20 protein-coding genes, 1 tRNA gene and 1 pseudogene are annotated in these 24,761 nt (G+C 70.0%); 8 read left to right on the top strand and 14 right to left on the bottom strand.

Annotated features, from left to right (window positions below; translation table 11 throughout):
- Window position 1 precedes the first annotated feature (1 nt).
- From ACQEU8_RS17875 to ACQEU8_RS17890, 4 genes are all read right to left on the bottom strand, one after another.
- A complete protein-coding gene (locus tag ACQEU8_RS17875) occupies window positions 2-1,447 on the bottom strand; it encodes a hypothetical protein (RefSeq protein ID WP_433101722.1) in 1,446 nt (481 codons plus the stop codon).
- Complete coding sequence (locus tag ACQEU8_RS17880) at window positions 1,441-3,408, bottom strand: vWA domain-containing protein (protein WP_433101724.1); 1,968 nt, start codon at window positions 3,406-3,408, stop codon at window positions 1,441-1,443. The genes ACQEU8_RS17875 and ACQEU8_RS17880 overlap by 7 nt, the downstream gene beginning before the upstream one ends.
- A 201-nt stretch (window positions 3,409-3,609) precedes the next feature.
- On the bottom strand, window positions 3,610-3,744 hold the full coding sequence (locus ACQEU8_RS17885) for a DLW-39 family protein (RefSeq protein WP_019356762.1): 135 nt from the start codon (window positions 3,742-3,744) through the stop codon (window positions 3,610-3,612).
- Window positions 3,745-3,873: 129 nt separating this feature from the next.
- The gene (locus ACQEU8_RS17890) at window positions 3,874-5,007 is read right to left on the bottom strand and encodes a YhjD/YihY/BrkB family envelope integrity protein (RefSeq protein ID WP_433101726.1); all 1,134 of its coding nucleotides are present in this window, start codon (window positions 5,005-5,007) and stop codon (window positions 3,874-3,876) included.
- 204 nt (window positions 5,008-5,211) lie between these two features.
- Between ACQEU8_RS17890 and ACQEU8_RS17895 the strand changes: the two genes are divergently transcribed.
- The gene (locus tag ACQEU8_RS17895; protein ID WP_433101728.1) at window positions 5,212-6,423 is read left to right on the top strand and encodes a hypothetical protein; all 1,212 of its coding nucleotides are present in this window, start codon (window positions 5,212-5,214) and stop codon (window positions 6,421-6,423) included.
- Here ACQEU8_RS17895 and ACQEU8_RS17900 read toward each other — a convergent pair.
- Window positions 6,354-7,247 carry a DUF5707 domain-containing protein gene (locus tag ACQEU8_RS17900; RefSeq protein ID WP_433101730.1) on the bottom strand — a complete coding sequence of 298 codons (894 nt, stop codon included), beginning with the start codon at window positions 7,245-7,247 and terminating at the stop codon, window positions 6,354-6,356. The two genes, ACQEU8_RS17895 and ACQEU8_RS17900, sit on opposite strands and share 70 nt — an antisense overlap.
- A 277-nt stretch (window positions 7,248-7,524) precedes the next feature.
- Here ACQEU8_RS17900 and ACQEU8_RS17905 point away from each other — a divergent pair, with 277 nt between their 5' ends.
- Window positions 7,525-8,058, top strand: a complete 534-nt coding sequence (locus tag ACQEU8_RS17905) for a hypothetical protein (protein ID WP_433101732.1) — start codon at window positions 7,525-7,527, stop codon at window positions 8,056-8,058.
- Between the two features lie 56 nt (window positions 8,059-8,114).
- Here ACQEU8_RS17905 and ACQEU8_RS17910 read toward each other — a convergent pair.
- The 9 genes from ACQEU8_RS17910 to dnaA all read right to left on the bottom strand — a co-directional run bounded on the left by ACQEU8_RS17910 (window position 8,115) and on the right by dnaA (window position 20,820).
- Window positions 8,115-8,191 (bottom strand) — tRNA-Ile (locus ACQEU8_RS17910).
- 89 nt (window positions 8,192-8,280) lie between these two features.
- Window positions 8,281-8,874 (bottom strand): DUF3566 domain-containing protein, encoded by a 594-nt coding sequence (locus ACQEU8_RS17915; RefSeq protein ID WP_433101734.1) that lies wholly within the window; start codon window positions 8,872-8,874, stop codon window positions 8,281-8,283.
- A gap of 9 nt (window positions 8,875-8,883) precedes the next feature.
- Window positions 8,884-11,505, bottom strand: coding sequence for a DNA gyrase subunit A (gene gyrA, locus ACQEU8_RS17920; RefSeq protein ID WP_433101736.1), 2,622 nt, complete (start codon window positions 11,503-11,505; stop codon window positions 8,884-8,886).
- 117 nt (window positions 11,506-11,622) lie between these two features.
- Window positions 11,623-13,704, bottom strand: coding sequence for a DNA topoisomerase (ATP-hydrolyzing) subunit B (gene gyrB / locus ACQEU8_RS17925; protein WP_433101738.1), 2,082 nt, complete (start codon window positions 13,702-13,704; stop codon window positions 11,623-11,625).
- A 329-nt stretch (window positions 13,705-14,033) separates the two neighbouring features.
- A complete protein-coding gene (locus ACQEU8_RS17930) occupies window positions 14,034-14,609 on the bottom strand; it encodes a DUF721 domain-containing protein (RefSeq protein WP_433101740.1) in 576 nt (191 codons plus the stop codon).
- Window positions 14,606-15,721 carry a DNA replication/repair protein RecF gene (gene recF / locus ACQEU8_RS17935; RefSeq protein ID WP_433101742.1) on the bottom strand — a complete coding sequence of 372 codons (1,116 nt, stop codon included), beginning with the start codon at window positions 15,719-15,721 and terminating at the stop codon, window positions 14,606-14,608. Before recF ends, ACQEU8_RS17930 begins: the two co-directional genes overlap by 4 nt.
- Before the next feature lie 10 nt (window positions 15,722-15,731).
- A complete protein-coding gene (gene gnd, locus ACQEU8_RS17940) occupies window positions 15,732-16,718 on the bottom strand; it encodes a phosphogluconate dehydrogenase (NAD(+)-dependent, decarboxylating) (RefSeq protein WP_433101744.1) in 987 nt (328 codons plus the stop codon).
- A 90-nt stretch (window positions 16,719-16,808) separates the two neighbouring features.
- Window positions 16,809-17,939 (bottom strand): DNA polymerase III subunit beta, encoded by a 1,131-nt coding sequence (dnaN, locus tag ACQEU8_RS17945; protein WP_433101746.1) that lies wholly within the window; start codon window positions 17,937-17,939, stop codon window positions 16,809-16,811.
- A gap of 889 nt (window positions 17,940-18,828) precedes the next feature.
- Complete coding sequence (dnaA, locus tag ACQEU8_RS17950; protein ID WP_433101748.1) at window positions 18,829-20,820, bottom strand: chromosomal replication initiator protein DnaA; 1,992 nt, start codon at window positions 20,818-20,820, stop codon at window positions 18,829-18,831.
- 476 nt (window positions 20,821-21,296) lie between these two features.
- Here dnaA and rpmH point away from each other — a divergent pair, with 476 nt between their 5' ends.
- The 6 genes and pseudogenes from rpmH to rsmG all read left to right on the top strand — a co-directional run bounded on the left by rpmH (window position 21,297) and on the right by rsmG (window position 24,674).
- Window positions 21,297-21,434 (top strand): 50S ribosomal protein L34, encoded by a 138-nt coding sequence (gene rpmH / locus ACQEU8_RS17955; RefSeq protein WP_099882808.1) that lies wholly within the window; start codon window positions 21,297-21,299, stop codon window positions 21,432-21,434.
- Window positions 21,435-21,458: 24 nt separating this feature from the next.
- Window positions 21,459-21,824 (top strand): annotated as a pseudogene (gene rnpA / locus ACQEU8_RS17960) (ribonuclease P protein component); the annotation flags it as partial.
- A 59-nt stretch (window positions 21,825-21,883) separates the two neighbouring features.
- On the top strand, window positions 21,884-22,174 hold the full coding sequence (gene yidD, locus ACQEU8_RS17965; RefSeq protein ID WP_433101750.1) for a membrane protein insertion efficiency factor YidD: 291 nt from the start codon (window positions 21,884-21,886) through the stop codon (window positions 22,172-22,174).
- Between the two features lie 3 nt (window positions 22,175-22,177).
- On the top strand, window positions 22,178-23,380 hold the full coding sequence (yidC, locus tag ACQEU8_RS17970; RefSeq protein WP_433101752.1) for a membrane protein insertase YidC: 1,203 nt from the start codon (window positions 22,178-22,180) through the stop codon (window positions 23,378-23,380).
- A 20-nt stretch (window positions 23,381-23,400) separates the two neighbouring features.
- Window positions 23,401-23,913, top strand: coding sequence for a protein jag (locus ACQEU8_RS17975; RefSeq protein ID WP_433101754.1), 513 nt, complete (start codon window positions 23,401-23,403; stop codon window positions 23,911-23,913).
- A complete protein-coding gene (gene rsmG / locus ACQEU8_RS17980; protein ID WP_433101756.1) occupies window positions 23,910-24,674 on the top strand; it encodes a 16S rRNA (guanine(527)-N(7))-methyltransferase RsmG in 765 nt (254 codons plus the stop codon). Before ACQEU8_RS17975 ends, rsmG begins: the two co-directional genes overlap by 4 nt.
- Window positions 24,675-24,761: the final 87 nt, after the last annotated feature.

The raw sequence follows: 24,761 nt of genomic DNA on the forward strand, positions 1-24,761 counted from the left end.
GCTAGCCCTGGGGGTAGCCGCCGTGCGGGGGCCAGCCGCCGGGCCGGGCCGGAGTGTACGGCGGGGCAGCGACAGCGGGAGCCGCACGGCGGCGGGCCAGCAACAGCCACGCGGCGAGCACGACGAGCAGCGCGGCGCCCGCACCGACGCCGACCCAGCCGAACATCCGCAGGGTCGCGTTCTGCTCGGCGTCGCCTTCGGTCAGGCCCTTCTCGGCCATCTCGCGGTCCTGGTCGTCGACCCCGAACCCGGCGTCCTTGGCGTCCCCGTTGTACTCCGGGCCCTGCTTCCCCTTGCCCTCCACACCGATCCGCAGCGTGACGGGGGTGCCCTTGGGGAACGGCTTGACCATGTCAGGGCTGGCGGTCACGGCCACGTAGTACCAGCCCGCGAAACGGGTCCCGGAGACGGTGTCGCCGTCGAGGAAGCGGTTCTCGTAGCGGACCGGATTGCTGTACCGGTCGAACTTGGCACCGTCACCGTCGTAGCTCTGGAAGTCCTCGTCGTAGAGCGCCGACCGCGCCGGGTTGTAGACGTTCATCCGGAAGCCGTTGGGCAGGAACATGCTGCCGGTCTCGTCCTGCCGCGCCGCGTTGGGCACCTCCATGCGCGCGTACAGCCGCTGGCCCCAGTCGACGGGCACCCGGAAGTAGCGGGTCTCGCCGGCGCGGAGGCGGTCCTTCCAGACCCCGTCGGCGATCGCGCGGGCGTCGTTGAAACCGGTGCCGCCCTTGCGGGACTTCGGCGTCCCCGAGGGCGGCGCCGGGCGGGTGTTGTTGTCGTCGGTCTCCTCCTCGGCGCCGGGACGGGGCGCGGGGATGCTGCCCTTGAGGCCGGGCTCCTTCATGACCGACAGTTCCAGCGGCCACGAGCTCGGATCGGAGTTGTCGCCCTCCTCGCGTACGACGTGCACGAGGTACGGGCCCTTCATCCGGCAGCTCTCGTTGACGGTGTCGCCCACCAGCCGGGCGGCGTGCGCTGACAGCGGGAAGGCGGTGTCGCCGTCGCCGTCGGCATCGCCCTCGTCGCAGGTGTCACCGTCGGTGGTCTGGAGCGTCACCGTGAGGCCGTCCTCGTAGGTGACCCTGGTGCCGGGTTCCGGGACGCCGGTCGCGGTGACATGGACATCGGACTTGGCGTTCAGATCGAGGGCGTAGTACTTCTCCTCGCCCGGCTTGATCCGGTCGGTGAACAGACCGGATGTCAGCTTGGGCGCGTCCCCGCTGCTGGTGGTGCCGGTGACCTTCTTGGCGTCCTCGGACATCGTGTACAGGCGCGGCTCGCTCGCCGCCCAGGCGCCCGGCGCGGACATGCCCAGCGCCGCGGCAGTCACACACAGGGCGGCTGTCAACGCGCCGGCGCGCTCGGCCGGCCCGCGACCGCGACCGTTTCCGCGCCCGCGCACGCACACCTGTCCGCGTCCGCTCCAGTTGTGGCGAGTCACCACGTCCCACCCCTCATCCCGTTCATGCTGTGGACCCTGGCACGCCGCCGCAGCGCGTACCAGACCCCTCCTGCCACCACCAGCACCGCTGCGGCGCCGCCACCGGCCAGCACCGCCGGGGACAGCAGCCCGGAGTCCCCGGCGTGCTCCGCGTCGCCGCCACCGGACCCGGCGGACCCGCGGTCCGCTGCTGCCTTGGCGTCGACGAACGGGGCGTCGTGCTCGGGCCCCCGCTTCGCCTTGCCCTTGACGTCGACGCGCAGGACGACGCGGACCGCGGCGTTGTCGGCGATCTCGGCCGCCCCGGCGCCCAGCGTGACGGCGATGTAGTAGTTGCCGCCGCGCCGCACGGGCTGCACGGAGCTCTGCGACTCCGCCCGGTTCTTCCAGGCGACGGGCACGGTACCCTGCGACACCTTCACGGGGTCACCCCGGTAGGGCTGTCGCGCGGTGAACTCCAGGCCGTCCGCGACCGGCACCCGCCCGGGCGCGTACGTCTCCGTCCGCACGTACGAGATGTCGGGGGCGATCTCCCTGCGCTTGGGCTCGTTGGCGAACTCCACGTCGTAGCGGAGCTGTTGGTTCCAGCCGACCGGAACCCGGTACCAGCGGGTCTCGGCCGGCAGCAGGGTGTCCCGCCACACGCCCTTCCGCAGCTTCCTCGCGTCGTTGAAGCCGGTGCCGCCCTCGATGTCCCGGGGCGTTCCGGCCGGCATCGTGGCGTCCTTGCCCGCGTTCCGGTACCCGGTCTCCGCGCGAGCCGGGACGGCGCCCCCCGGCAGCGCCCGCTCGGTGCCGAGCCGCAGCTCGACGGGCCAGCGTGCCCGGTCGGAGTCCTCGGCGGTGTCGCGGGTCAGCTCGAAGGTGAACCGGCCCGGCTTGTCGCAGGTACGGCTGCCGTCCTCGCTGGGGATCCGGCTGACGGCCGTGGTGATCGGGGTGCCGCCCTCGTCCTGCTCGAACCAGGACCGGTCGTCCCCGCACATGCTGCCGTCGGAGCTGCGCATCGTCAGCTTCAGCCCGTCCATCCTGTCGACCGGCGCCCCGGGCTGCGGCACCCCCGTGGCGGCGAAGTCCATGGCCTTCGCGGCGGACTCGGCGTCCAGTTCGGTGCTGTACCAGCGGGTCTCGCCCGGACCGATGGTGTCCAGGTACTGGCCGGGGCTGCGCAGCGCGGGGGCGTCGGCGGAGGACCGCGTTCCGGTGACGCGCTTGCCCTTGAAGCGGTACCCGGCGGCCGACTGCCGCCCCGCGCGCTCGAGTTCGCGGGCCAGGTCGTCGGCCTTCGGAGCGTCGTAGTACTTGCCGTGCCCGGCCTCGGCGATGCACTCCAGCTGCTTGCGCGCCTTGCCCTTCACCTGGAAGCCGATGGCGTCGATACGCAGATCGAGCCCGTCCCGGGACAGCTCCTTCGCGACCTCGCAGGGCTTGGGCGTCCCGCAGGTGTCCTCGCCGTCGGAGACCAGCACGATCGTGCGGCGGCCGATGCCGTTCTCCGATGCGCGGGGCAGATCGGCGGCGGCCTTCTCGAGGGAGTGGCCGATGGGCGTCTCGCCCTTGGGCCGCACCTCGGCGACGGCCTTCTTGATGCTATTGCGGTCCAGCGCCCGGACCGGTTCGGCGAGCCGGGTGTCGGTGCAGCTGTCGGTCTTGTCGGCGCCGTAGACCCGCAGCCCCGTCGGATAGCCGTCGGGCAGGCTGTCGACGAGAGTGCCGACCGCCTTGCGTGCGGACTGCATCCGGGTCTGCCCCGAGTCGTCCTTGTCGGCCATCGAGCCCGAGGAGTCCAGCACAATCTCCATCGAGTTGTTGCCGAGCGCCTCGGTGGCAGCCGCTGTCTTGGTCGGGGCCGCCTTGGTGGCAGTCGACGCTTCGGTCGGGGCCGCCGTGAGCGGTACGGCGAGGAGGGCGAGCAGCGCCCCGCCCGTCACCCCCCGCGTCAGGCGGCTTCGCACTGGTCGCATGTCCATCGTCCCCCTCGGACCGTTCGGCCTCAGCAGCTTTGCTCCAGCACGGTAGGAGTTTGCAGCAGCAAGCGACAAGAGGGGAAGCGTCACGGTACGGCAACAGCGAGCGGCTCCATACACCCAACCCTGCAGGGCCGAAACGACGAAGGCCCCGGCCGCCTGAAGCGGCCGGGGCCTTCGTTCACTGTTCGCTGGGGCTTACACGCCCGAACCTGCGGGCACGGAGTCGGTCGCCTCCGTCCACAGATCCTGCTCGGCGCGGTCCGCCTGGATCTGGCGGTACACGAGGAGACCGCCGATGGCGGCCAGTGCGACCAGGAAAAGCTTCTTCACCGCGCTACCTCGTCCTTCATAGACATTGGGACCTCTCTGGCGGCCGATGATACCCAACAGGCTTCCCGTACAGCCGGGTCGGCCCGGCCGCGCCCCTACGCGCCGTCAAGCGCCCCGCGAGGGCCGGTGTCAGGCGGTCCGGGAGCGCTTCTTCCGCTTGGTCCCGGAGCGCTCCTCCAGCTGGATCTCGCGCTCCGCGCCGAGCACCCCCGCTGCCAGCTGCCGGCCGCGCTCCCGCTCGGCGTTGAACTCGGCACCCAGCGCGATGGCCAGATTGGTGAGCCACAGCCACACCAGGAACACCACGACTCCGCCCAGCGTCCCGTAGGTCTTGTTGTACGACCCGAAGTTCGCCACGTAGAACGCGAAGCCCACCGAGGCGATCAGCCAGACCACCAGCGCCACTACGGCACCGGGCAGCACCGAACCGAAACCGCGCAGCCGCGCGTTGGGCGAGGCGTAGTACAGCACGGCGATGATCAGTACGACGACCAACACCATCACCGGCCACTTGGCGAAGTTCCACGCCGTCACCGCCGCGTCCCCGGCGCCCAGCGCGTTCCCGACCTTCTTGGCCAGCGGCCCGCTGATCACCAGCGCGACCAGCACAGCGGCCTGGAGCAGCACCGCGATCAGCGTCACCAGCAGCTGCACCGGACGCAGCTTGAAGAAGGAGCGGCCCTCCTCCACCTCGTAGATCACATTGGAGGCGCGGATGAAGGCCCCCACGTAACCCGAGGCCGTCCACAGCGCACCCAGTGCGCCGACGATCAGCAGCACTGTGGAAGTGCCGGAGCTGGACGCCATGGACTCGATCGGCTTCTTGAAGGTGTCGACTGCGGACGCCGGGCCGATCGAGCCGACCAGGTCGGTCAGGGTGCTGATGATCTTCTTCGGGCTCATCACCAGGCTGACCAGCGAGATCAACGCGATCAGGGCGGGGAAGATCGACAGCACCGAGTAGTAGGTGAGGGCGGCGGCCGAGTCGGAGAGATTGTCCTCCTTGAACTCGGTCAGGGTGCGTTTGAGCGTCTGGCCGAGCGTTCCGCTGCGCTCATGGGGCGGCCCCTCGGGCCGCCGCCCGGAGGTCTTCTCCCGCTCGGGCTCGTTCGCGGGCTCCCGCTCGGGCTCGTTCGCGGGCTCCCGCTCGGGCTCGTTCGCGGGCTCCCGCTCGGGCACATTCTCGGGCCCTCGCTCGGGCTCGTTCGCGGGCTCCCGCTCGGGCTCGTTCTCGGGCCGGGATCCGGGATCGGGACTGGTCATCGCAGCACTCCGCTCACCGAGAGGGCGCCGGCCGGCGCCGACGTCAGGACGCCGCTACCGGTACCAGGACCCGGCGCGGTGCAAACGTCATCACAGGGTGTGACCCGGCTCAGCCGGACGGTGGAGGCGGATGAGCCCAGCGGTGGATGTGGCGGCGGGCAGCGCGTCCGAGGGTGGGATCACCGCTGAGGGAAGGGGGGCCGGGTGGAGCGCTGGGACCGGGTCGGACGGGGGTCGGCCTATGGAGCGGCCCTGGCGCTCGCACCGTATTTGCTGATCAAGGTGTCCTGGGTGGCCGGCCCGCTGCTGGGACTGCTGCCGGTGGGAGAGGGCTTCGACCTGGCCGGATGGGTACTCCTCAACACGGTGACCATCGGCATGGCGGCCACCGGAATCGCACTGGGACTCGCCCTGGCGCGGCCGTGGGGGATGCGGATACCGGCGTGGCTGGTGGTCTTCTGCGCCTGGACGGGCTCCGGGTTCCTGGTGTCGATCCTGCCGTACAGCGTGCTCAGCGCGCTCCTGGGCGCCTCCGGGGACGAGCGGGCGGACGGGGACGGCCCGGCCGACGGCGCAGGCAGGGGCGCGGGCGGGGGATCAGGCGACGGCGCGGGCCCGGGCGACGGCACAGGCGGCGATCCCACCATGCCGGGCTGGGAGGCCGCCCTGGTCCAGTTCGGCTTCATCGGGATGGGGCTCGGGCTCGCCGTCGCGCTCCCCGCCTATCTGCGGCGCCGCTGGCCGGACGCCTTCGCCGGGCGGCTCGGTGACAGCGCACGGAACGGCGGCGGTACGCGCGTACTGGCGCTCTGCGCGGCCGGCCTCGCGACCGCGGTGGGGCTGGTCTGGCTGTACTGGGCGGTCGGCGGCACCCTCGGGATCGCCCACCCCGCCGAGCGGGACACCGCCGGTTCCGTGCTGACCGGTGTGGGCGCGCTGTGGGCGCTGGCCGGGTCGGCCGCCGTATGGGCACTCGCCCTGGCCCGGCCCGCGCGGCTGCCCCGGCTGCTGCCGCTCGCGGTGGGCTGGCTGGGATCGGGCTCGCTGTTCGCGTGGAGCGGCTGGAAACTGCCGCTCACGCTGTACGTTGCGGTGGCCCGGCCGAGCGACGTCACCCTCCCGGAAAACCCCGCCGTCGCCGTCGTACTGCATGCCGCGGCCGTCGCAGCGGGCGCGGACATGCTCACAACACTGCTCCGTACGAACCCGCCCGGGGCCCGGACCGACCCGCTCCGGGAACACCGGATTCCGGCGCCCCCGGAGCAGGGCCGTATCAGAAGCGGGGCCGTATCAGCGGGCCGAGGTCAGCCGACGGCGGAGCGGCGGACCGGCGTGCCCGGCTCCGTTCAGCGGACGTCCACGCAGTCACCGGTCGAGGTGACCGACGGAGTGGTCGAGGTGCCCGCGAAGGAGTAGCGCCAGCAGGTGTCCTTGCCCGCGGTACGGGTGGTCTTGACGACCCCGGCGGACGAACCGCTGCCGCTGGTGTACGTCTTGGAGGTGGTGTAGCTGCCACCGCTCGCCGGCCTGGACTGCAGCGCCACCGTCTGCTTGGTGTAGCCCCCGTACTTGGAGGTGTCCCAGTTGGCGCGGGTGAGGGAGCCGGTGATGGTGAGGGTCCTGCCCTTCTTCACCGGCTCCGGGGACGCGTTGACGGTCAGCTTGGAGTAGCGCTTCATCGCGAACGACTTGACGCTGTCCTGCTGCACCCAGTCCGTGTCGTTGCCCTGGGCGATCGCCTCGACCTTCCAGCCGCCCGCCACCGCGTTGGTCAGATCCACCTGCGGGTCGATCGTGAATGTCTGCTTGCAGTTGGCCGTGGTGTCCGACGTGGCCGTGCAGTCGGCCTCGTCCTCGTTCGCCAGGACACCTGCGTCCAGTTCGTCGAAGGTCGGGCCGTGCCACAGGATGGCGTCGGCCCATGCGGCGCCGGAGTCGTCGGTCACGGTGAAGGTGACCGTCACCGTCTTGGCGTTGGTGGTGCCCAGCACCACATCCTTGCCGCCGTTGACGACGACGTCGGATATCTGCGTGTCGCCGGAACCGTCGTCCGTACCCGCACGCAGCCCGAACGGGGCAGCCGCCCGCTGCGCCGAGGCGGCCTTGCTCAGAGCGGCGTCGTGGCCGGCACGGACGGCCGCCGCGGCGTCGCTCGTCCCAGCAGTGGCGGCCAGCGCGGTCGGAACCGCGAAAGCGGTCAGGGCCAGGGCACCGCTCACGGCGGCGGCAGTGGCACGCATACGCATGTGTTCCCCAAGTGGAGAAGGGGCCCCGCGAGCCGGCTGCTCGGCGAAGGGCCGAAGTTTCGAAGGAGTCTGTTGACTCGACGAAGCAGATCCACGAAACGTACGGAAGGTTGCACTGGTTGCATGAACACGCGGGAAAAACGAACTCTTTGCCGACAAGCGGCACTTTGATCTCTCCTCCTCCGGTGCGGTCGCCGCTCGTCCGCCCGGTGGAGCGGGATGGTTCTCCGGCCCGACGTGGGAGGCGTGCGCGCCGAACAGCATGGAACCCATGAGCCTCGACGTGACCGCATCCGTTGCCCCGATCCGCCACAAGCTCCTGCGGCCGGCCCGCCCCGCTCCCGCCGGACCCCTCGTAAGGCTGGCGGCCTGGCTGACGGTCGCGGGCTCCTTGGCGTACGTGGGGCAGAAGCTCTACATGGCATCGCGCGGAGAGGTCGGGATGCCGGGACACCCCGCCTCCGCCCAGGTACAGGCCCAGTTCGAACACCCGGGCCTGGCCCAGGCGGGCAACGCCACGCTCGGCCTGGTCGCGGCATTGGTGGCCTGGGCGACCATCGCGGCCTGGGGAGCACGTGTCCCACGCTGGGCCCTGCTCTGCGCGCTGTTCCCCGCCGCCGTGACGGAGTCGCTGGGCGCGGCCCTCATCGTCCAGCGCGCGGCCCTCGACCTGGAGCACCTCGACTGGTACCCCTGCTACGAAACCCTCTCGGGCAGCATCGCCATCGCCTCGTGGCTCACGGTGGCGCTCTCATACACCCTCCGCAGCCGCCCGTGGCGCGTGCAGCTCTCTGCCCACGGCTGATGTCCCCCATGGGACGCAAAAGGCCCCCGGCTTCAGGAAGCTGGGGGCCTTGGTGCTGGTGCGGCTACCAGGACTTGAACCTGGGGCCTCTTCCTTATCAGGGAAGCGCTCTAACCGTCTGAGCTATAGCCGCGCGCTGCACGGAAAGGTTAGCGCACTTCAGCCGTGGTCCCAAATCGGTTCCGTGGGGCCGGAGGGCCCCTCCGGGGAGCCCGGAGGGGCCTACTCGTCCTCCGCCAGGGTCAGCTCGACGCCGCCGACGAAGCCGGCCGAGAGGTTGTAGATGAAGGCACCCAGGGTGGCCAGCGCGGTGGCCAGGACAACATTGATCACGGCGATGAGCGAGGTGAACAGCAGCACCCGGGGCAGCGAGAGGAACGTCTCCAGATCGAAGCCGCCGCTGCCCTCCGCGCTGGTGGCCTCGCTGACGGTGCCGCCGAGGGTGGAGAAGACGCCCATCGCGTCCATCACCATCCACAGCACGGCGACCGCCACGATGGTGCACACCCCCAGCGCGACCGCCAGCAGGAAGCTGACCTTCATCACCGACCACGGGTCCGCCTTCGCCACCCGCAGCCTGGCCTTGCGCGTCCGCGGCACCGTACGGGCCCCGGTGCGGGGCTTGCGTACGGTGTCCGACCCCGACGGGGGCCGACCCGAAGGGCCCGGCCGGCCGCCGTCCGGCGACGGATACGCCTGCGGCGGCCGGTGCGGCTGCTGCTCACTCTGCTGCGGCTGCGGCTGCGGCTGGGCCGGGGACGGGGGCTTCGCCTGCGGCTGCGGCTGAGCCTTCGGCTGCGGCTGAGCACCACTCACGCCCTGCTCCTAGTTGTCCTGGTCGTCGTCCGGGTCGGGCGCGTCCTGCTGCTCCCCCTCGTCAGGGGTACCCGCCGCGGCCTCCACTTCCTCGGCCTCCCGACCGGCTTCGGCGTTACGTGCCACGCCGACAACCGCGTCCTTCTTGCCCAGGTTGATCAGTTGGACGCCCATGGTGTCACGGCCGGTCTCCCTCACTTCGTTGACCCGCGTACGGATCACACCGCCGCCGAGCGTGATGGCGAGGATCTCGTCGGTCTCCTCGACCACCAGCGCGCCGACCAGTGATCCCCGGTCTTCCACGATCTTGGCGGCCTTGATGCCGAGGCCGCCGCGGCCCTGGACCCGGTACTCGTCCACGTTGGTCCGCTTCGCGTACCCGCCATCGGTGGCTGTGAACACGAACGTACCCGCCCGCACGACATTCATCGAGAGGAGTTCGTCGTCTTCGCGGAAACTCATCCCCTTGACGCCGGAGGTGGCCCGGCCCATCGGGCGCAGCGCGTCGTCGGTCGCGGTGAAGCGGATCGACTGCGCCTTCCTGCTGACCAGCAGCAGGTCGTCGTCGGGGGAGACCAGCTCGGCACCGATCAGCTCGTCGTCCCGGCCGTCCTCCATCTCGCGGAGGTTGATGGCGATGACGCCGCCGGAGCGGGGCGAGTCGTAGTCCTTGAGCGGGGTCTTCTTGACCAGGCCCGACTTGGTGGCCAGCACCAGATAGGGCGCTGCCTCGTAGTCCCGGATGGCGAGGATCTCGGCGATCTGCTCGTCCGGCTGGAAGGCCAGCAGGTTCGCCACGTGCTGGCCCCGCGCGTCCCGCCCGGCGTCCGGCAGTTCGTACGCCTTGGCCCGGTAGACGCGGCCCTTGTTGGTGAAGAACAGCAGCCAGTGGTGGGTGGTGGAGACGAAGAAGTGGTCGACGATGTCGTCTTCCTTCAGCTTCGTCCCCCGCACGCCCTTGCCGCCGCGCTTCTGGGCCCGGTAGTCGTCGGTCTTGGTGCGCTTGACGTAGCCGCCACGGGTGATCGTGACGACGATGTCCTCCTCGGCGATCAGGTCCTCGATGGACATGTCGCCCTCGAAGGGGATCAGCTTGGTACGCCGGTCGTCGCCGAACTTGTCGACGATCGCCTTCATCTCCTCGCCGATGATCTGCCGCTGCCGCTCGGGCGAGGCGAGGATCGCGTTGTACTCGTTGATCTTCGCCTGGAGCTCGTCGTGCTCCGCGGTGATCTTCTGCCGCTCCAGCGCGGCCAGCCTGCGCAGCTGCATCTCCAGGATCGCGTTGGCCTGGATCTCGTCGATCGTCAGCAGCCCCATCAGCCCCTCGCGGGCCTCCTCGACGGTCTGGCTGCGCCGGATCAGCGCGATGACCTCGTCGATCGCGTCCAGCGCCTTGAGCAGACCGCGCAGGATGTGGGCGCGCTCCTCGGCCTTGCGCAGCCGGAAGCGGGTACGGCGCACGATGACGTCGATCTGGTGCGCGACCCAGTGCCGGATGAAGGCGTCCAGCGACAGGGTGCGCGGCACGCCCTCGACCAGGGCCAGCATGTTGGCGCCGAAGTTGGTCTGGAGATCGGTGTGCTTGTAGAGGTTGTTGAGGACGACCTTGGCGACCGCGTCCCGCTTCAGGACGATGACGAGGCGCTGGCCGGTCCGCGAGGAGGTCTCGTCGCGGACGTCAGCGATGCCGCCGATCCGGCCCTCCTTGACCAGGTCGGCGATCTTCAGCGCTAGGTTGTCCGGGTTGACCTGGTAGGGCAGCTCGGTGACGACCAGGCACTGGCGGCCCTGGATCTCCTCGACCTCCACCACGGCCCGCATGGTGATCGAGCCGCGCCCGGTGCGGTACGCCTCCTCGATGCCGCGACGGCCCACCACGAGGGCGCCGCTGGGGAAGTCCGGGCCCTTGATCCGCTCGATGAGGGCGTCCAGCAACTCCTCGCTGGAGGCCTCGGGGTGGTCGAGGTACCACTGGGCACCCGCGGCGACCTCCCGCAGATTGTGCGGCGGGATGTTGGTCGCCATACCGACGGCGATACCGGCCGAACCGTTGATCAGCAGGTTCGGGAACCGGGCCGGCAGGACCGTCGGCTCCTGGTTGCGGCCGTCGTAGTTGTCCTGGAAGTCGACGGTCTCCTCGTCGATGTCCCGGAGCATCTCCATGGCCAGCGGCGCCATCTTGCACTCGGTGTACCGCATGGCCGCCGCCGGGTCGTTGCCCGGCGAGCCGAAGTTGCCGTTGGAGTCCACCAGCGGCATCCGCATCGACCAGGGCTGCGCCAGCCGCACCAGCGCGTCGTAGATCGAGGTGTCACCGTGCGGGTGGTAGGTGCCCATGACGTCGCCGACGACGCGGGCGCACTTGTAGTAGCCCTTCTCGGGGCGGTAGCCGCCGTCGTACATCGCGTACAGCACCCGGCGGTGCACCGGCTTGAGGCCGTCGCGGATGTCGGGCAGCGCACGGCTCACGATCACGCTCATCGCGTAGTCGAGGTAGGAGCGCTGCATCTCCGTCTCGAGGCTGACGGGCTCGACGCGCGCACCCGCCTCGGTGTCCACCAGCGCGCTGTCGGGCGTGGGGGCGTTCTCGGGCGTCGGTTCGGGTGTGGTGGGGGTCTCGTCGGCCATGGTTAAAGATCAAGTCCTTGAGGTAGTGCGGCGGAAAAGCCATTCCCGCCGCAACGGCGCGCAGCCACAGCGGCGAGGGTCCGGCGGCGATTCGACGGGCTCAACCAGAACACTCGGCTAAATATCCAGGAAGCGGACGTCCTTGGCGTTCCGCTGGATGAACGAGCGGCGGGCCTCGACGTCCTCACCCATCAGGATGGAGAACAGATCGTCGGCGGCGGCCGCGTCGTCCAGCGTCACCTGGCGAAGGACGCGGTGCTCGATGTCCATGGTGGTGACCCGCAGCTCGTCCGCGTTCATCTCACCCAGACCCTTGAAGCGCTGCACCGAGTCGTCCCTGATCCGCTTGCCCTGCTCACGGCCGAGCTGGATGAGGCTGTCGCGCTCGGGGTCGGAGTAGGCGTACTGGAATTCGTCCCGGCTCCACTTGATCTTGTACAGCGGCGGCTGGGACAGGAAGACGTGTCCGGCCTCCACCAGCGGCCGCATGAAGCGGAAGAGCAGGGTGAGCAGCAGGGTGTTGATGTGCTGGCCGTCGACGTCGGCGTCCGCCATCAGGATGATCTTGTGGTAGCGGAGCTTCTCGATGTCGAAGTCCTCGTGCACACCCGTGCCGAACGCCGAGATCAGCGCCTGCACCTCGGCGTTCTGGAGGACCTTGTCGATCCGCGCCTTCTCCACGTTCAGGATCTTGCCGCGGATCGGCAGGATGGCCTGGTACTCGGGGTCGCGGCCCGACTTGGCCGAGCCGCCCGCCGAGTCACCCTCCACGATGAAGATCTCGCACTTGACCGGGTCGTTGGACTGGCAGTCCGAGAGCTTGCCCGGCAGCGACGCCGTCTCCAGCAGGCCCTTGCGCCGCGTCAGATCGCGTGCCTTGCGCGCGGCGACCCGGGCCGTGGCCGCCTGGATGCCCTTGCGGATGATGTCCGCTGCCTCGTTCGGGTTCCGGTCGAGCCAGTCGGTCAGATGCTCGTGGACGATCTTCTGGACGAAGGTCTTGGCCTCGGTGTTGCCCAGCTTCGTCTTCGTCTGGCCCTCGAACTGGGGCTCGCCCAGCTTGATGGAGATGATCGCGGTCAGACCCTCGCGGATGTCCTCACCCGTGAGGTTGTCGTCCTTCTCGCGCAGCAGCTTCTTCTCCCGCGCGTACCGGTTGATCAGACCCGTCAGCGCCGCGCGGAAGCCCTCCTCGTGGGTGCCGCCCTCGTGCGTGTGGATCGTGTTGGCGAAGGAGTAGACCCCCTCGCTGTACTGGTTGTTCCACTGCATCGCGACCTCGACGGAGAGCATCCGCTCCGTGTCCTCGGCCTCGAAGCCGATCACCGTCGGGTGGACCAGCTCGCCCTTGCGGGAGTTGAGGTAGCGGACGAAGTCCGAGATGCCGCCCTCGTAGTGGTAGCGGACCGCGTTCGGCTTGCCGTCCTCGTCGACGTGGCCCTCACGCTCGTCGGTCAGGGCGATGGTCAGGCCCTTGTTGAGGAAGGCCATCTCCTGGAAGCGCCGCGCGAGCGTCTCGAACGAATAGTCCGTCGTCTCGAAGATGTCCGGATCCGCCCAGAACGTAACGGTCGTTCCGGTTTCGTCCGTCGCCTCGTTCTTCTCCAGCGGGGCCGTCGGCGCCCCCATCTTGTAGTCCTGCGTCCAGCGGTAGCCGTCGGCCTTGATGTCGACGGCGAGCTTGGTCGACAGGGCGTTCACGACGGAGACACCGACGCCGTGCAGACCACCGGAGACCGCGTAACCGCCGCCGCCGAACTTGCCGCCCGCGTGCAGCACCGTGAGCACGACCTCGACGGCCGGCTTCTTCTCGACCGGGTGGATGCCCACCGGGATACCGCGGCCGTTGTCGACGACGCGCACGCCGCCGTCGGCCAGCAGCGTCACGTCGATCGTGTCCGCGTGCCCGGCCATGGCCTCGTCGACGGAGTTGTCGACCACCTCTTGGACGAGGTGATGAAGACCACGTTCACCGGTCGACCCGATGTACATTCCGGGCCGTTTGCGGACAGCGTCCAGCCCTTCCAGGACGGTGATCGCGCTCGCGTCGTACGACACCTCGGACACCTCGGCGTCGGACGTGGCGGCGCCGCCGCCTGCGGATTCGGGGGTTGCCTCCGCGGGCTGCGGCGGAGTCGTCTTGTCGTTCTCGTTGAGATCGCCGGAATCGGCCACGAAGCGCCCTTTCTGGCACAGCACAGGCCGTCTCCAGGGCAAGGCGGAGCGGCTGCGTCGTTCGACATGTCCCGCAACGGTGCGGTAGTCCCCCAGTGTACCGGTGGCTGCGACAGGAGTGGGGGTTTGCCGGTGCCTGAGTCCACATGTGGCGCCCTGAACTGGCGTCGTTCGACTCCCCATATCTGGACCGGGGGGCCAAGAGCCTCACAGTGGCACTGAGCGCTTCGATCCGTCTCCGGCTGTCCCGGTCCGGGCACGGACTGCGACGGGGGCCCCGGACCGGCGCCGCCGAGGGCCGCGAACGCACGGCGACAGGGACGCGAACGGGCGGCGACGGGGCGCTCGAAACCTCACCCGTAGGTGTCGCCGGGACCTCTGCTGCCGGGTGCCCGCAGCGGCCCGTACTCGTTGCGCGGAGCCTCCGGGCCCCGCACCTTGATCATCCGTACGGTGCCCTGGCCGAGGGCCTCGTTCAGCCGCGCCACCACCTGCGGCGCCAGCAGCCGCAGTTGTGTGGCCCACGCCGTGGAGTCGCAGCGCACCAGCAGCGTGCGCTCCTCCTCGTCGTACCGCTGCGGCTCACAGTGCTGCGCCAGCCCCGGGCCCACCAGCTGCGGCCAGCGCCCCATCACCCCGCCGACCGCCGCCGGGGTCTCCCAGCCGCGCTCCGCGATCAGCCTGCTGACGGCGGCACCCAGCGGCAGCGGGTCCCGCCCGTCCCGCCGCGCACCCGAGCGCAGACCGCCGCCCCGGCGGGCCTGCCGCCGCTGCTGCGCCTCGGCCCCGCGGGCCCGCGCCTGCTCCTTGGCGGCCCGCAGCGCGACCCGCGCCAGATCGACGCCGCTGGTCGCGGGCGGCTCCGACGTGCGGGGCTCCTGGGCTTCCTGGGGCGCTTGCGGCTCCTGTGGCTCCTGGGGCTCCTTCACAGCGGCGTCACCTCCCCGTCCGCCACCGCGAACCGTGCTCCCACCAGCACATCCGGTACGTCCTCCGGCACGGCGGCGGTCACCAGCACCTGCTCGGCCGTCGCCACCAACTCCGCGAGCCGGGTACGGCGTCTGGTGTCCAGCTCGGCGAAGACATCGTCCAGGATCAGCACCGGCTCATGCCCCTCGCTCTTGAGCAGCTCGTACGCGGCCAGCCGCAGCGCCAGCGCGTAGGACCACGACTCGCCATGGCTGGCATACCCCTTGGCGGGCAGCTCGCCCAGCCGCAGCAGTACATCGTCGCGATGCGGGCCGACGAGCGTCACGCCGCGCTCGATCTCCTGCTTACGGGCCTCGCCCAGCGCCGCGACCAACCCCGCGTACAGCTCCTCCCGGGTCGCTCCGGCCACCGGACCGCGGTACTCGAACGCGACCGGGCCGCCGCCCGGCGCCAGCCGCTCGTACGCCTTGTCGGCCAGCGGGCCCAGCACCGCCAGCAGGTCCAGCCGCTGCGCCAGCAACTCGGCGCCCGTACGCGCCAGATGCTGGTCCCACACGTCCAGCGTGGACAGATCCACGCCCCGGCCGCCGTGCCGCCGCGCCATGGCGGCGGACTTCAGCAGGCTGTTGCGCTGCTTGAGCACCCGCTCGTAGTCCGAGCGCACCCCCGCCATCCGCGGGGCACGCGCCGTCACCAGCTCGTCCAGGAAGCGGCGCCGTTCGCCCGGGTCGCCCTTGACCAGCGTCAGATCCTCCGGCGCGAACAGCACCGTGCGCAGGATGCCCAGCACATCGCGGGGCCGCACCTGCGAGGAGCGGTTGATCCGGGCCCGGTTGGCCTTGCCCGGGTTCAGCTCCAGCTCGACCAGCTGCTCACGCTCGCCCTGCCGCACCTGGGCCCGTACGACGGCGCGCTGGGCGCCCTGCCGTACCAGCGGCGCGTCCGCCGAGACCCGGTGGCTGCCCAGCGTGGCCAGATAGCCGACGGCTTCGACCAGGTTGGTCTTGCCCTGGCCGTTCGGCCCGAGGAACGCCGTCACGCCCGGACCGAGCGGAACCTCGGCCCGGGCGTACGAGCGGAAATCAGCGAGCGAGAGATGCGTGACGTGCATCGCCTGGCCGTCAGCCTCCGGTGGGCGGGGTGACGTCGGCGCCCGGGGAGTCGGCGCCCTTCTCCCCGCCCTTCGCGGCCGTCACCGCGTGGCCGCCGAACTGGTTGCGCAGCGCGGCGATCATCTTCATCTGCGGGGAGTCCTCCTGCCGGGAGGAGAACCGGGCGAACAGCGAAGCGGTGATCGCGGGCAGCGGCACCGCCTTGTCGATCGCGGCCTCCACCGTCCAGCGGCCCTCGCCCGAGTCCGCCGCGTAGCCGCGCAGCGCGTCCAGGTGCTCGTCGCTGTCCAGCGCCTTGACCGCCAGGTCCAGCAGCCAGGAGCGGATGACGGTGCCCTCCTGCCAGGAGCGGAAGACCTCGCGTACGTCGGTCACCGAGTCCGCGGCCTCCAGCAGCTCCCAGCCCTCGGCGAAGGACTGCATCATCGCGTACTCGATGCCGTTGTGGACCATCTTCGCGAAGTGGCCCGCACCGACCTTGCCCGCGTGGACGGAGCCGAACTCGCCCACCCGTCGCCCGCCACCGCCCCGAGTGGTCGCGCTTTGCGCGTCAGATTCGTTGGGCTTGAGCGCGTCGAAGACCGGCTGCACCTTCGCCACGTCCTCGGCGGAGCCGCCGTACATCAGCGCGTAGCCGTTCTCCAGGCCCCATACGCCGCCGGAGACACCGCAGTCGACGAAGCCGATGCCCTTGGCCTTCAGCTCCTCGGCGTGCTTCTCGTCGTCGGTCCAGCGCGAGTTGCCGCCGTCCACGACCAGGTCTCCGGGGGAGAGCAGTTCACCGAGCTCGTCGATGGTCGACTGGGTGGCCGAGCCCGCCGGCACCATCACCCACACCACGCGCGGCGCGCTGAGCGAATCGACCAGCTCCTTGAGGCTGCCCACATCGGCGACGTCCGGGTTCCGGTCATACCCGATGACCGTGTGGCCCCCGCGGCGGATGCGCTCGCGCATGTTCCCGCCCATCTTCCCGAGACCGACCAGACCGAGCTCCATCACTGCCCCTTAGCTGAGTTTCCGCAGTTCGTACGCATTCGACCCTACGCCCCACAGGCTGTGGACAGACTGCCGCCGCCGTCGTCGGCATCAGCCGGAGAGCCGCACCGGCATGATCAGGTACTTGTACGCGTCATCGGCCTCGGCGTCCTTGGCCGGGCGGCCGCTCAGCAGCGCCGGCTTGGTCGACGTGGTGAACGACAGCTGGGCGACGGGCGAGTCGATGGCGCTCAGCCCCTCCAGCAGGAACCCGGGGTTGAAGGCGATCGAGATGTCGTCGCCCTCGAGGTCGGCGTCGACCCGCTCCACAGCCTGTGCGTCGTCGCTGGAGCCGGCCTCCAGGGTGAGCACACCCTGCTCGAAGCTGAGCCGCACCGGAGTGTTCCGCTCCGCGACCAGCGCCACGCGCTTGACGGCCTCCACGAACGGCGCCGTCTCGATCACCGCGACGGAGTTGAACTCCGTGGGGAACAGCGTGCGGTACTTCGGCAGATCGCCCTCCAGCAGCCGCGTCGTCGTCCGCCGCCCGGCGCCCTCGAAGCCGATCAGCCCCTCACCGGAGCCGGAGCCGGACAGCGCCAGCGTCACACTGTCGCCGCCGCTGAGCGACTTGGCGGTCTCCAGCAGCGTCTTGGCGGGCACCAGGGCCACCGCGGAGGCGTCCGGCGTCTCGGGCTTCCACAGGAACTCGCGCACTGCGAAGCGGTAGCGGTCGGTGGAGGCCAGGGTGACGGTGTCGCCCTCGATCTCGATCCGCACACCGGTCAGCACCGGCAGGGTGTCGTCCCGGCCGGCCGCGATGGCGACCTGCTGGGCCGCGGCGGCGAAGACCTCGCCGGGAACGGTGCCGGTGGCGGACGGCATCTCCGGCAGCGCCGGGTACTCCTCCACAGGGAGGGTGTGCAGCGTGAACCGGGAGGAGCCGCAGACGACGGTCGCCCGTACACCGTCTGTGGAGATCTCCACCGGGCGGTTGGGGAGGGCGCGGCAGATGTCGGCCAGCAGCCGGCCGGAGACCAGCACCGTGCCGTCCTCCTCGACCTCCGCCTCGACCGAGACCCGCGCCGAGACCTCGTAGTCGAAGCCGGAGAGGCTCAGCGTGCCGTCTTCCGCCTTCAACAGCAGGCCCGCGAGCACGGGTACCGGCGGGCGGGCGGGGAGGCTCTTGGCCGTCCAGGCCACCGCCTCCGCGAGCACATCGCGTTCAACCCGGATCTTCACGTTCAGCCGCCTCCTGCTGCTGCCTCTGCTCGTGCTTTGCCGGGCACCAGTCTGACGCACCGGACTGACAGCAGGTGCGGGTGCGGGTCAAGTCGACGCGATCCGGGTCGGGGCCCGCGGCGCCGAGTTGTGCACAGCCCCCACTTCGAAGCGAATCCCGGGCTCTCTCTGTGTGGTCGTAGTAGTAGGGCTTGTGGAAACGGTGGAAAAGCACGTTTCCGCAGCTCAGCCCGGGAATTTTGTCCACCGCGCCTGTGGGTGGACCGGTGGAGGAAGCGGGGGTTTCTGTGGACGCGGAAAAGTTCTGCACACCCCGCCCACAGGCAGAGGTGGTTTCCCCACAGCGGCGCCCACAGTTTTACCCGCCTTTCCCACAGCCCAATCCTGGCCCTCGATGTGACGGCTTTCACTCGGACCGGTGAGCGGGCGCGTTGCGTTGCCGAACAGTGGACAGCTCTGTGGAGAAGTGGCCGATCACTGGGGAAAAGAAGCCCCAAGCTGTGGGCGGCCGGTGGACAAGCCACGAGCCGCGTCGCGGCCCGTCCCGCCCTCCACATGCTGTGGACACCGCGCGCCCACAAGTACACAGCCGAGTGACCTCGGCAAACCACCCTCCCACCGGGCCAGTTGTGGACGCCCTTGGGACAACGGAAAAGGTCCCCAGGGTGTGGAAGCGGTAAACCGCCCGTAGCTGTGGACCGGACCGCTCCCGCACCCATGAATCGAACAGCGAAGGGCCCCCGGGTAGTTGTCCCCCGGGGGCCCTTCGTCGTCGGGAGAGCCGCGTCAGCCCGTCTGGTGGGCAGCGTGGTGGGCGGCGTGGTGCCGGCGCAGCGGGTTGCCGTGGTGGCGCGGAGCGGGTCGGCGTGGTGCCGCGCAGCGGGTCGGCTCAGCCGTTCTTGATGCGGTTGGTCAGCTCCGTGACCTGGTTGTAGATGGAGCGCCGCTCGGCCATCAGGGCGCGGATCTTGCGGTCGGCGTGCATCACCGTGGTGTGGTCGCGACCCCCGAACTGGCCGCCGATCTTCGGCAGCGAGAGGTCGGTCAGCTCCCGGCACAGATACATCGCGATCTGCCGTGCCGTCACCAGCACCCGGCTGCGAGAGGAGCCGCACAGGTCGTCGACCGTCAGCCCGAAGTAGTCGGCCGTCGCGGCCATGATCGCGGGCGCGGTGATCTCCGGTGTCGCGTCCTCGCCGCCCGGGATGAGGTCCTTCAGCACGATCTCGGTCAGCCCGAGATCGACCGGCTGCCGGTTGAGGCTGGCGAAGGCCGTCACCCGGATCAGTGCGCCCTCCAGCTCCCGGATGTTGCGGGAGATGCGCGAGGCGATGAACTCCAGCACCTCGGGTGGGGCGTTCAGCTGCTCCTGCACCGCCTTCTTCCGGAGGATCGCGATCCGCGTCTCCAGCTCGGGCGGCTGCACATCGGTGATCAGGCCCCACTCGAAGCGGTTGCGCAGCCGGTCCTCCAGCGTCTCGAGCGCCTTGGGCGGCCGGTCGCTGGAGAGGACGATCTGCTTGTTGGCGTTGTGCAGGGTGTTGAAGGTGTGGAAGAACTCCTCCTGCGTCGACTCCTTGTCCGCCAGGAACTGGACGTCGTCGACGAGCAGGATGTCCATGTCGCGGTAGCGCTTGCGGAACGCGTCCGCCTTGCCGTCGCGGATGGAGTTGATGAACTCGTTGGTGAACTCCTCCGAGCTGACGTAGCGCACCCGTGTGCCCGGGTAGAGGCTGCGCGCGTAGTGGCCGATCGCGTGCAGCAGATGCGTTTTGCCCAGCCCGGACTCGCCGTAGATGAACAGCGGGTTGTACGCCTTGGCCGGTGCCTCCGCCACGGCGACGGCCGCGGCGTGCGCGAACCGGTTCGAGGCACCGATCACAAAGGTGTCGAAGAGGTACTTCGGGTTCAGCCGCGCTGTCGGCTCCCCCGGCCCCGTGGCCGGCGCGGGCTGCGCGGCCAGCGGCCCTGGCGCCCCGCTGGGCGCGGGCAGCTGTGCCGGGCTGTCGTAGTGCGGGGCGGGCGGGCGCCCCTGGGGCGGCACCTGCGGACGGGGGCGCTGCTGGTGCTGCTGGTGCTGTTGCTGCTCGTAGGACTCGAACGACTGCTGGTCGTAGCCCTGGCTCCCCTGGCCGGGCGGACCGGACTGGTAGCCCTGGCCGCCGTCGTAGTTCTGGCCGTGCTCGTAGCCCTGGCCACCGCGCTCATAGCCCTGTCCCCCGGCGCGCTCATAACCCTGGCCGGTGTCGTAGCCGCCGCCCTGCTGCTCGTAGGACTGCTGGTCGTAGCTCTGCTGCTGCCGCTCGTAGGGCTGGCGGGGCTGGTGCTGCTGCGGGGGGTAGGGCTCGCGCGGCTGCTGCCAGGGCGAGTAGTCCGTCGGGTACGCGGAGCGGGCGCCGGGGATCTCGCGGCTCTCGTACTGCTCGTACCGGTCCTGCCTGTCCTGCTCGTACCTGTCCTCGCCGTACCGATCCTGCTCGTACCGCTCCTGGTGCCCGTGCTGCTGCGGGGGCTGGGGGTGCGAGGGCTGCTGCGGCTGTGACGGCTGCTGCTGTTCGGGGGCCGGTGTGGGGGACGGGATGGCGGGGGCGGGCGGTGCGGTCGCCTCGGGAGCCGGGCCGGTCACCGTGATCGCCAGCCGGATGGGCTGCTGGCACTCGCGGCTGAGGGCCTCGGTGATCAGCGGCGCGAGACGGCCCTCCAGGACGCCCTTCGCATACTCGTTCGGAACGCCGAGCAGCGCCGTACCCGAGACGAGGACGAGGGGCTGGCAGTCCCGCAGCCAGCGCTGGTCCTTCGCCTCGACGCCCTGTCCCTCGCGCAGCAGCTGATCCAGCACCCGTGGCCACACTGCGGCAAGATCGGCAGGTAGGTCAGCCACGGGGCACGCTCTCTCACTCGCTGGGTGACGGGTCACTCGCTGGGTGACGGTCGTCCGGTGATCGACCAGGTCCCACGAATGCATGTTTCTCGGGAAGGTCGGGAAGGAAGGGAAGTTCGGCCACGGTAGTCACGCGGACGTGCCCCGTTCAAGTCGTTGTCCACAGGCTGTGCACGAGTGCAGTAGCCGGACCGGGCCGGGCAGCGGGTGGACAGCCGTCGGGAAGCGGCCCGGGTGCCCCGTCGGCGCTGGTTTGACCGGATGGCGTAGGCGCGCGTACCGTAACCAGGTCGAGTGTCGACGGCTGCTGCCGCCTGCCTCCGATGGGCAAGATCAACGGGTTTTCCCGAGCGATCATGAAGCGGTGCACACTCGGGCGTTGCGAGCTACTCGTGGGCGCACGGTGACAGCCGGTCGACTCCCCACACCCAGTCCCACGGTGACCGTGGGACACGAAGCATCTCTGGAGCCCCCGAGTGAGCAAGCGCACCTTCCAGCCGAACACCCGCCGCCGCGCGAAGACCCACGGCTTCCGGCTGCGCATGCGGACCCGCGCCGGCCGCGCGATCATCGCGAACCGTCGCAGCAAGGGTCGCGCCCGCCTGTCGGCCTGAGCAGCCTGACCACAGGTCCATGACGTGCTGCCTACCGAGAACCGGCTGAGGCGGCGCGAGGACTTCGCGGCCGCGGTACGCCGAGGACGCAGGGCCGGGCGCCCGCTCCTCGTCGTCCATCTACGCAGTCGAACGGACCCGCATGCGTTGGGGGGAGAGGTTCCCCCGGTGCGTGCGGGTTTCGTCGTGAGCAAGGCCGTCGGCAACGCCGTGGTCCGTAACCGTGTGAAGCGGCGCCTGCGGCATCTGCTGCGGGACCGCCTCTCCCAGCTGCCCCCCGGTAGCCTTGTCGTCGTACGGGCGCAACCCGGTGCGGCAGACGCGGACCACGTGGAACTGGTGCGCGATCTGGACGCCGCGCTGCGGAAGCTGCTCAAAGGGTCCCCTCGCTCTGCCGCCTCGGGGGACAGCCCTCGAAATCCCGGCCGCGGACCGGGAGGGAGAGCTCAGTGAAGTACCCGCTGCTGTGGTTGATCAAGCTGTACCAGTGGACCATCAGTCCCCTGCTCGGCCCGGTGTGCCGGTACTACCCGTCGTGCTCGCACTACGGGTATACGGCCATCGACCGCCATGGCGCCGTGAAGGGAACGGCACTGACGGCCTGGCGCATTCTGCGCTGCAATCCGTGGTCGCCCGGTGGCGTCGACCATGTCCCCGCCCGGAAGCACCCGGTATGGCACCAGCGGATCCGCTCCCGCTGGCAGCAGCACCGGACCCAGTCCAACGCCCAAGGAGCCTGATTCGTGGACACGATCCTGAGTCCTCTCTATACCGCTGTCTCCTGGATCATTGTCCAGTTCCATTCGCTGTTCAGCCTGGTCTTCGACAAGGACAGCGGCCTGGCCTGGGGTCTGTCCATCTTCTGTCTGGTGGTGCTGATCCGGATCTGCCTGATCCCGCTCTTCGTGAAGCAGATCAAGTCGACCCGGAACATGCAGGCGCTCCAGCCGAAGATGAAGGCGATCCAGGAGCGCTACAAGAGCGACAAGCAGCGCCAGAGCGAAGAGATGATGAAGCTCTACAAGGAGACGGGCACCAACCCGCTCTCCAGCTGCCTGCCGATCCTGGCGCAGTCGCCGTTCTTCATCGCCCTCTTCCAGGTGCTCAACCACATCGCGGGTGACAGGAAGGTCGGTGTACTCACCGCCGAGCAGGTCGACAGCGCCCGTAACGCCAAGATCTTCGGTGCCCCGATCGCCGCGAAGTTCATGGACAGCGCCGACAAGGTCGAGGCGCTGGCGGCCACGCTGACCGACGTCCGCGTCGTCACGGTGATCATGATCATCCTGATGTCGGCGTCGCAGTTCTACACGCAGCGCCAGCTGATGACCAAGAACGTCGACCTGACGGTGAAGACGCCGTTCATGCAGCAGCAGAAGATGCTGATGTACGTCTTCCCCATCATGTTCGCCGTCTTCGGTATCAACTTCCCCGTCGGTGTCCTCGTCTACTGGCTGACGACCAACGTGTGGACGATGGGTCAGCAGATGTACGTCATCAAGCGCAACCCGACCCCCGGCTCCCGCGCCTTCACGGAGCGCCAGGAGAAGCTGCGTGCCAAGGGCAAGCTCAAGGAGGACCCGAAGGAGGTCGAGGCGCGTGAGGCCGCCGAGGCGGCCCGGGTCCGCCGGCAGCAGCCGAAGCGGCAGCCCAAGGCGAAGCGTCAGAGCGGCGGCGGCGCGGTCGCCACGGGCACCAAGAAGGACGAGTCCACCTCGGCCCCCACGTCGATGCAGAAGACCGGCCCGAAGACGGACCAGAAGCAGGGCGGTCAGTCCGGCCAGTCCGGTCAGAAGCAGTCCGGGCAGAAGGGCGCCGGCCAGAAACAGGGTGGCGGGTCGAAGGCGGCAGGCCAGGCCAAGTCGGGCCAGCAGAAGTCGGGCCAGAAGAAGTCCGGTCAGCAGCGCAAGGGCCCGCAGCGTCCCAAGCACCCCTCCAAGAAGTGAGCACCGAAGGAGTCCCCGCCGTGACGGACACGACTGTCCCAGAAGGCACCGAAGCCGACACCGACACCCTGACCCGCCTGGAACAGGAGGGTGAGATCGCGGCCGACTACCTCGAGGGACTTCTCGATATCGCCGATCTGGACGGCGACATCGACATGGACGTCGAGGCCGACCGCGCCGCGGTGTCGGTGATCAGCGAGGGCTCGTCCCGCGACTTGCAGAAGCTGGTCGGCCGGGACGGCGAGGTCCTGGAGGCCCTCCAGGAGCTGACCCGGCTGGCCGTGCACCGGGAGACCGGTGACCGCAGCCGGCTGATGCTGGACATCGCCGGGTTCCGTGCCCGTAAGCGCGAGGAGCTCGCGGAGCTGGGCGCGAAGGCGGCGCAGGAGGCGAAGAGCAGCGGTGAGCCCGTCAAGCTGCGCCCGATGACGCCCTTCGAGCGCAAGGTCGTGCACGACGCGGTGAAGGACGCCGGACTGCGCAGCGAGTCCGAGGGCGAGGAGCCGCAGCGCTGCGTGGTCGTTCTCCCGTGACGGAGCGGTCGGGGGAGCCCTCGGAGGAGCAGGCGGCCCCGCCGCCCCCGCCCGAGGCGGCGCACAAGGCGTTCGGTGACAGCCTGCCCGCGGTCGAGCGGTACGCGGAGTTGCTGGCGGATGCCGGGGTACGGCGCGGACTGCTCGGTCCGCGCGAGGTGCCCCGGCTGTGGGAGCGACACCTGCTGAACTGTGTGGTGCTCTCCGAAGTGGTGCCCGAGGGTGTCACGGTCTGCGATGTCGGCTCGGGTGCCGGGCTGCCGGGCATTCCGCTGGCGCTGGTACGGCCGGACCTGGAGATCACGCTGCTGGAGCCGCTGCTGCGGCGGACGACCTTCCTCCAGGAGGTCGTCGAGCTGCTGGGGCTCGACCATGTGACGGTGATGCGGGGCCGGGCCGAGGAGATGCTGGGCACGCTGACGCCCGTCCATGTGGTGACGGCCCGTGCGGTGGCGCCGCTGGACCGGCTGGCCGGCTGGGGCGTTCCGCTGCTGCGGCCGTACGGCGAGATGGTGGCGCTCAAGGGCGACACCGCCGAGGACGAGGTACGGGCCGCCCGGGACGCGCTGCACAAGCTGGGCGTCGTGGAGACGACGGTGGAGCAGATCGGCCGCGACCTGATCGACCCGCCCTCGACGGTCGTACGGGCCAGGGTCGGCGAGAGCCCCGGCGGGGTGCGTTTCGCGGCCCGGCGGGTCAAGGCCGAGAAGGCGGCCCGCGCGAGCGGCCGCTCCACCCGGGGCGGCCGGCGGCGGCGCTGACAGGCCGGGGGGAGTGACCGGTCGGCGCTGAAACGCTGATTCGGTTACTCCATAAAAACGCTTAAGACCCTGCGGAGCGGAGTGTCG

This window comes from Streptomyces sp. CA-250714 (assembly GCF_050936705.1).
Classification (GTDB): domain Bacteria; phylum Actinomycetota; class Actinomycetes; order Streptomycetales; family Streptomycetaceae; genus Streptomyces.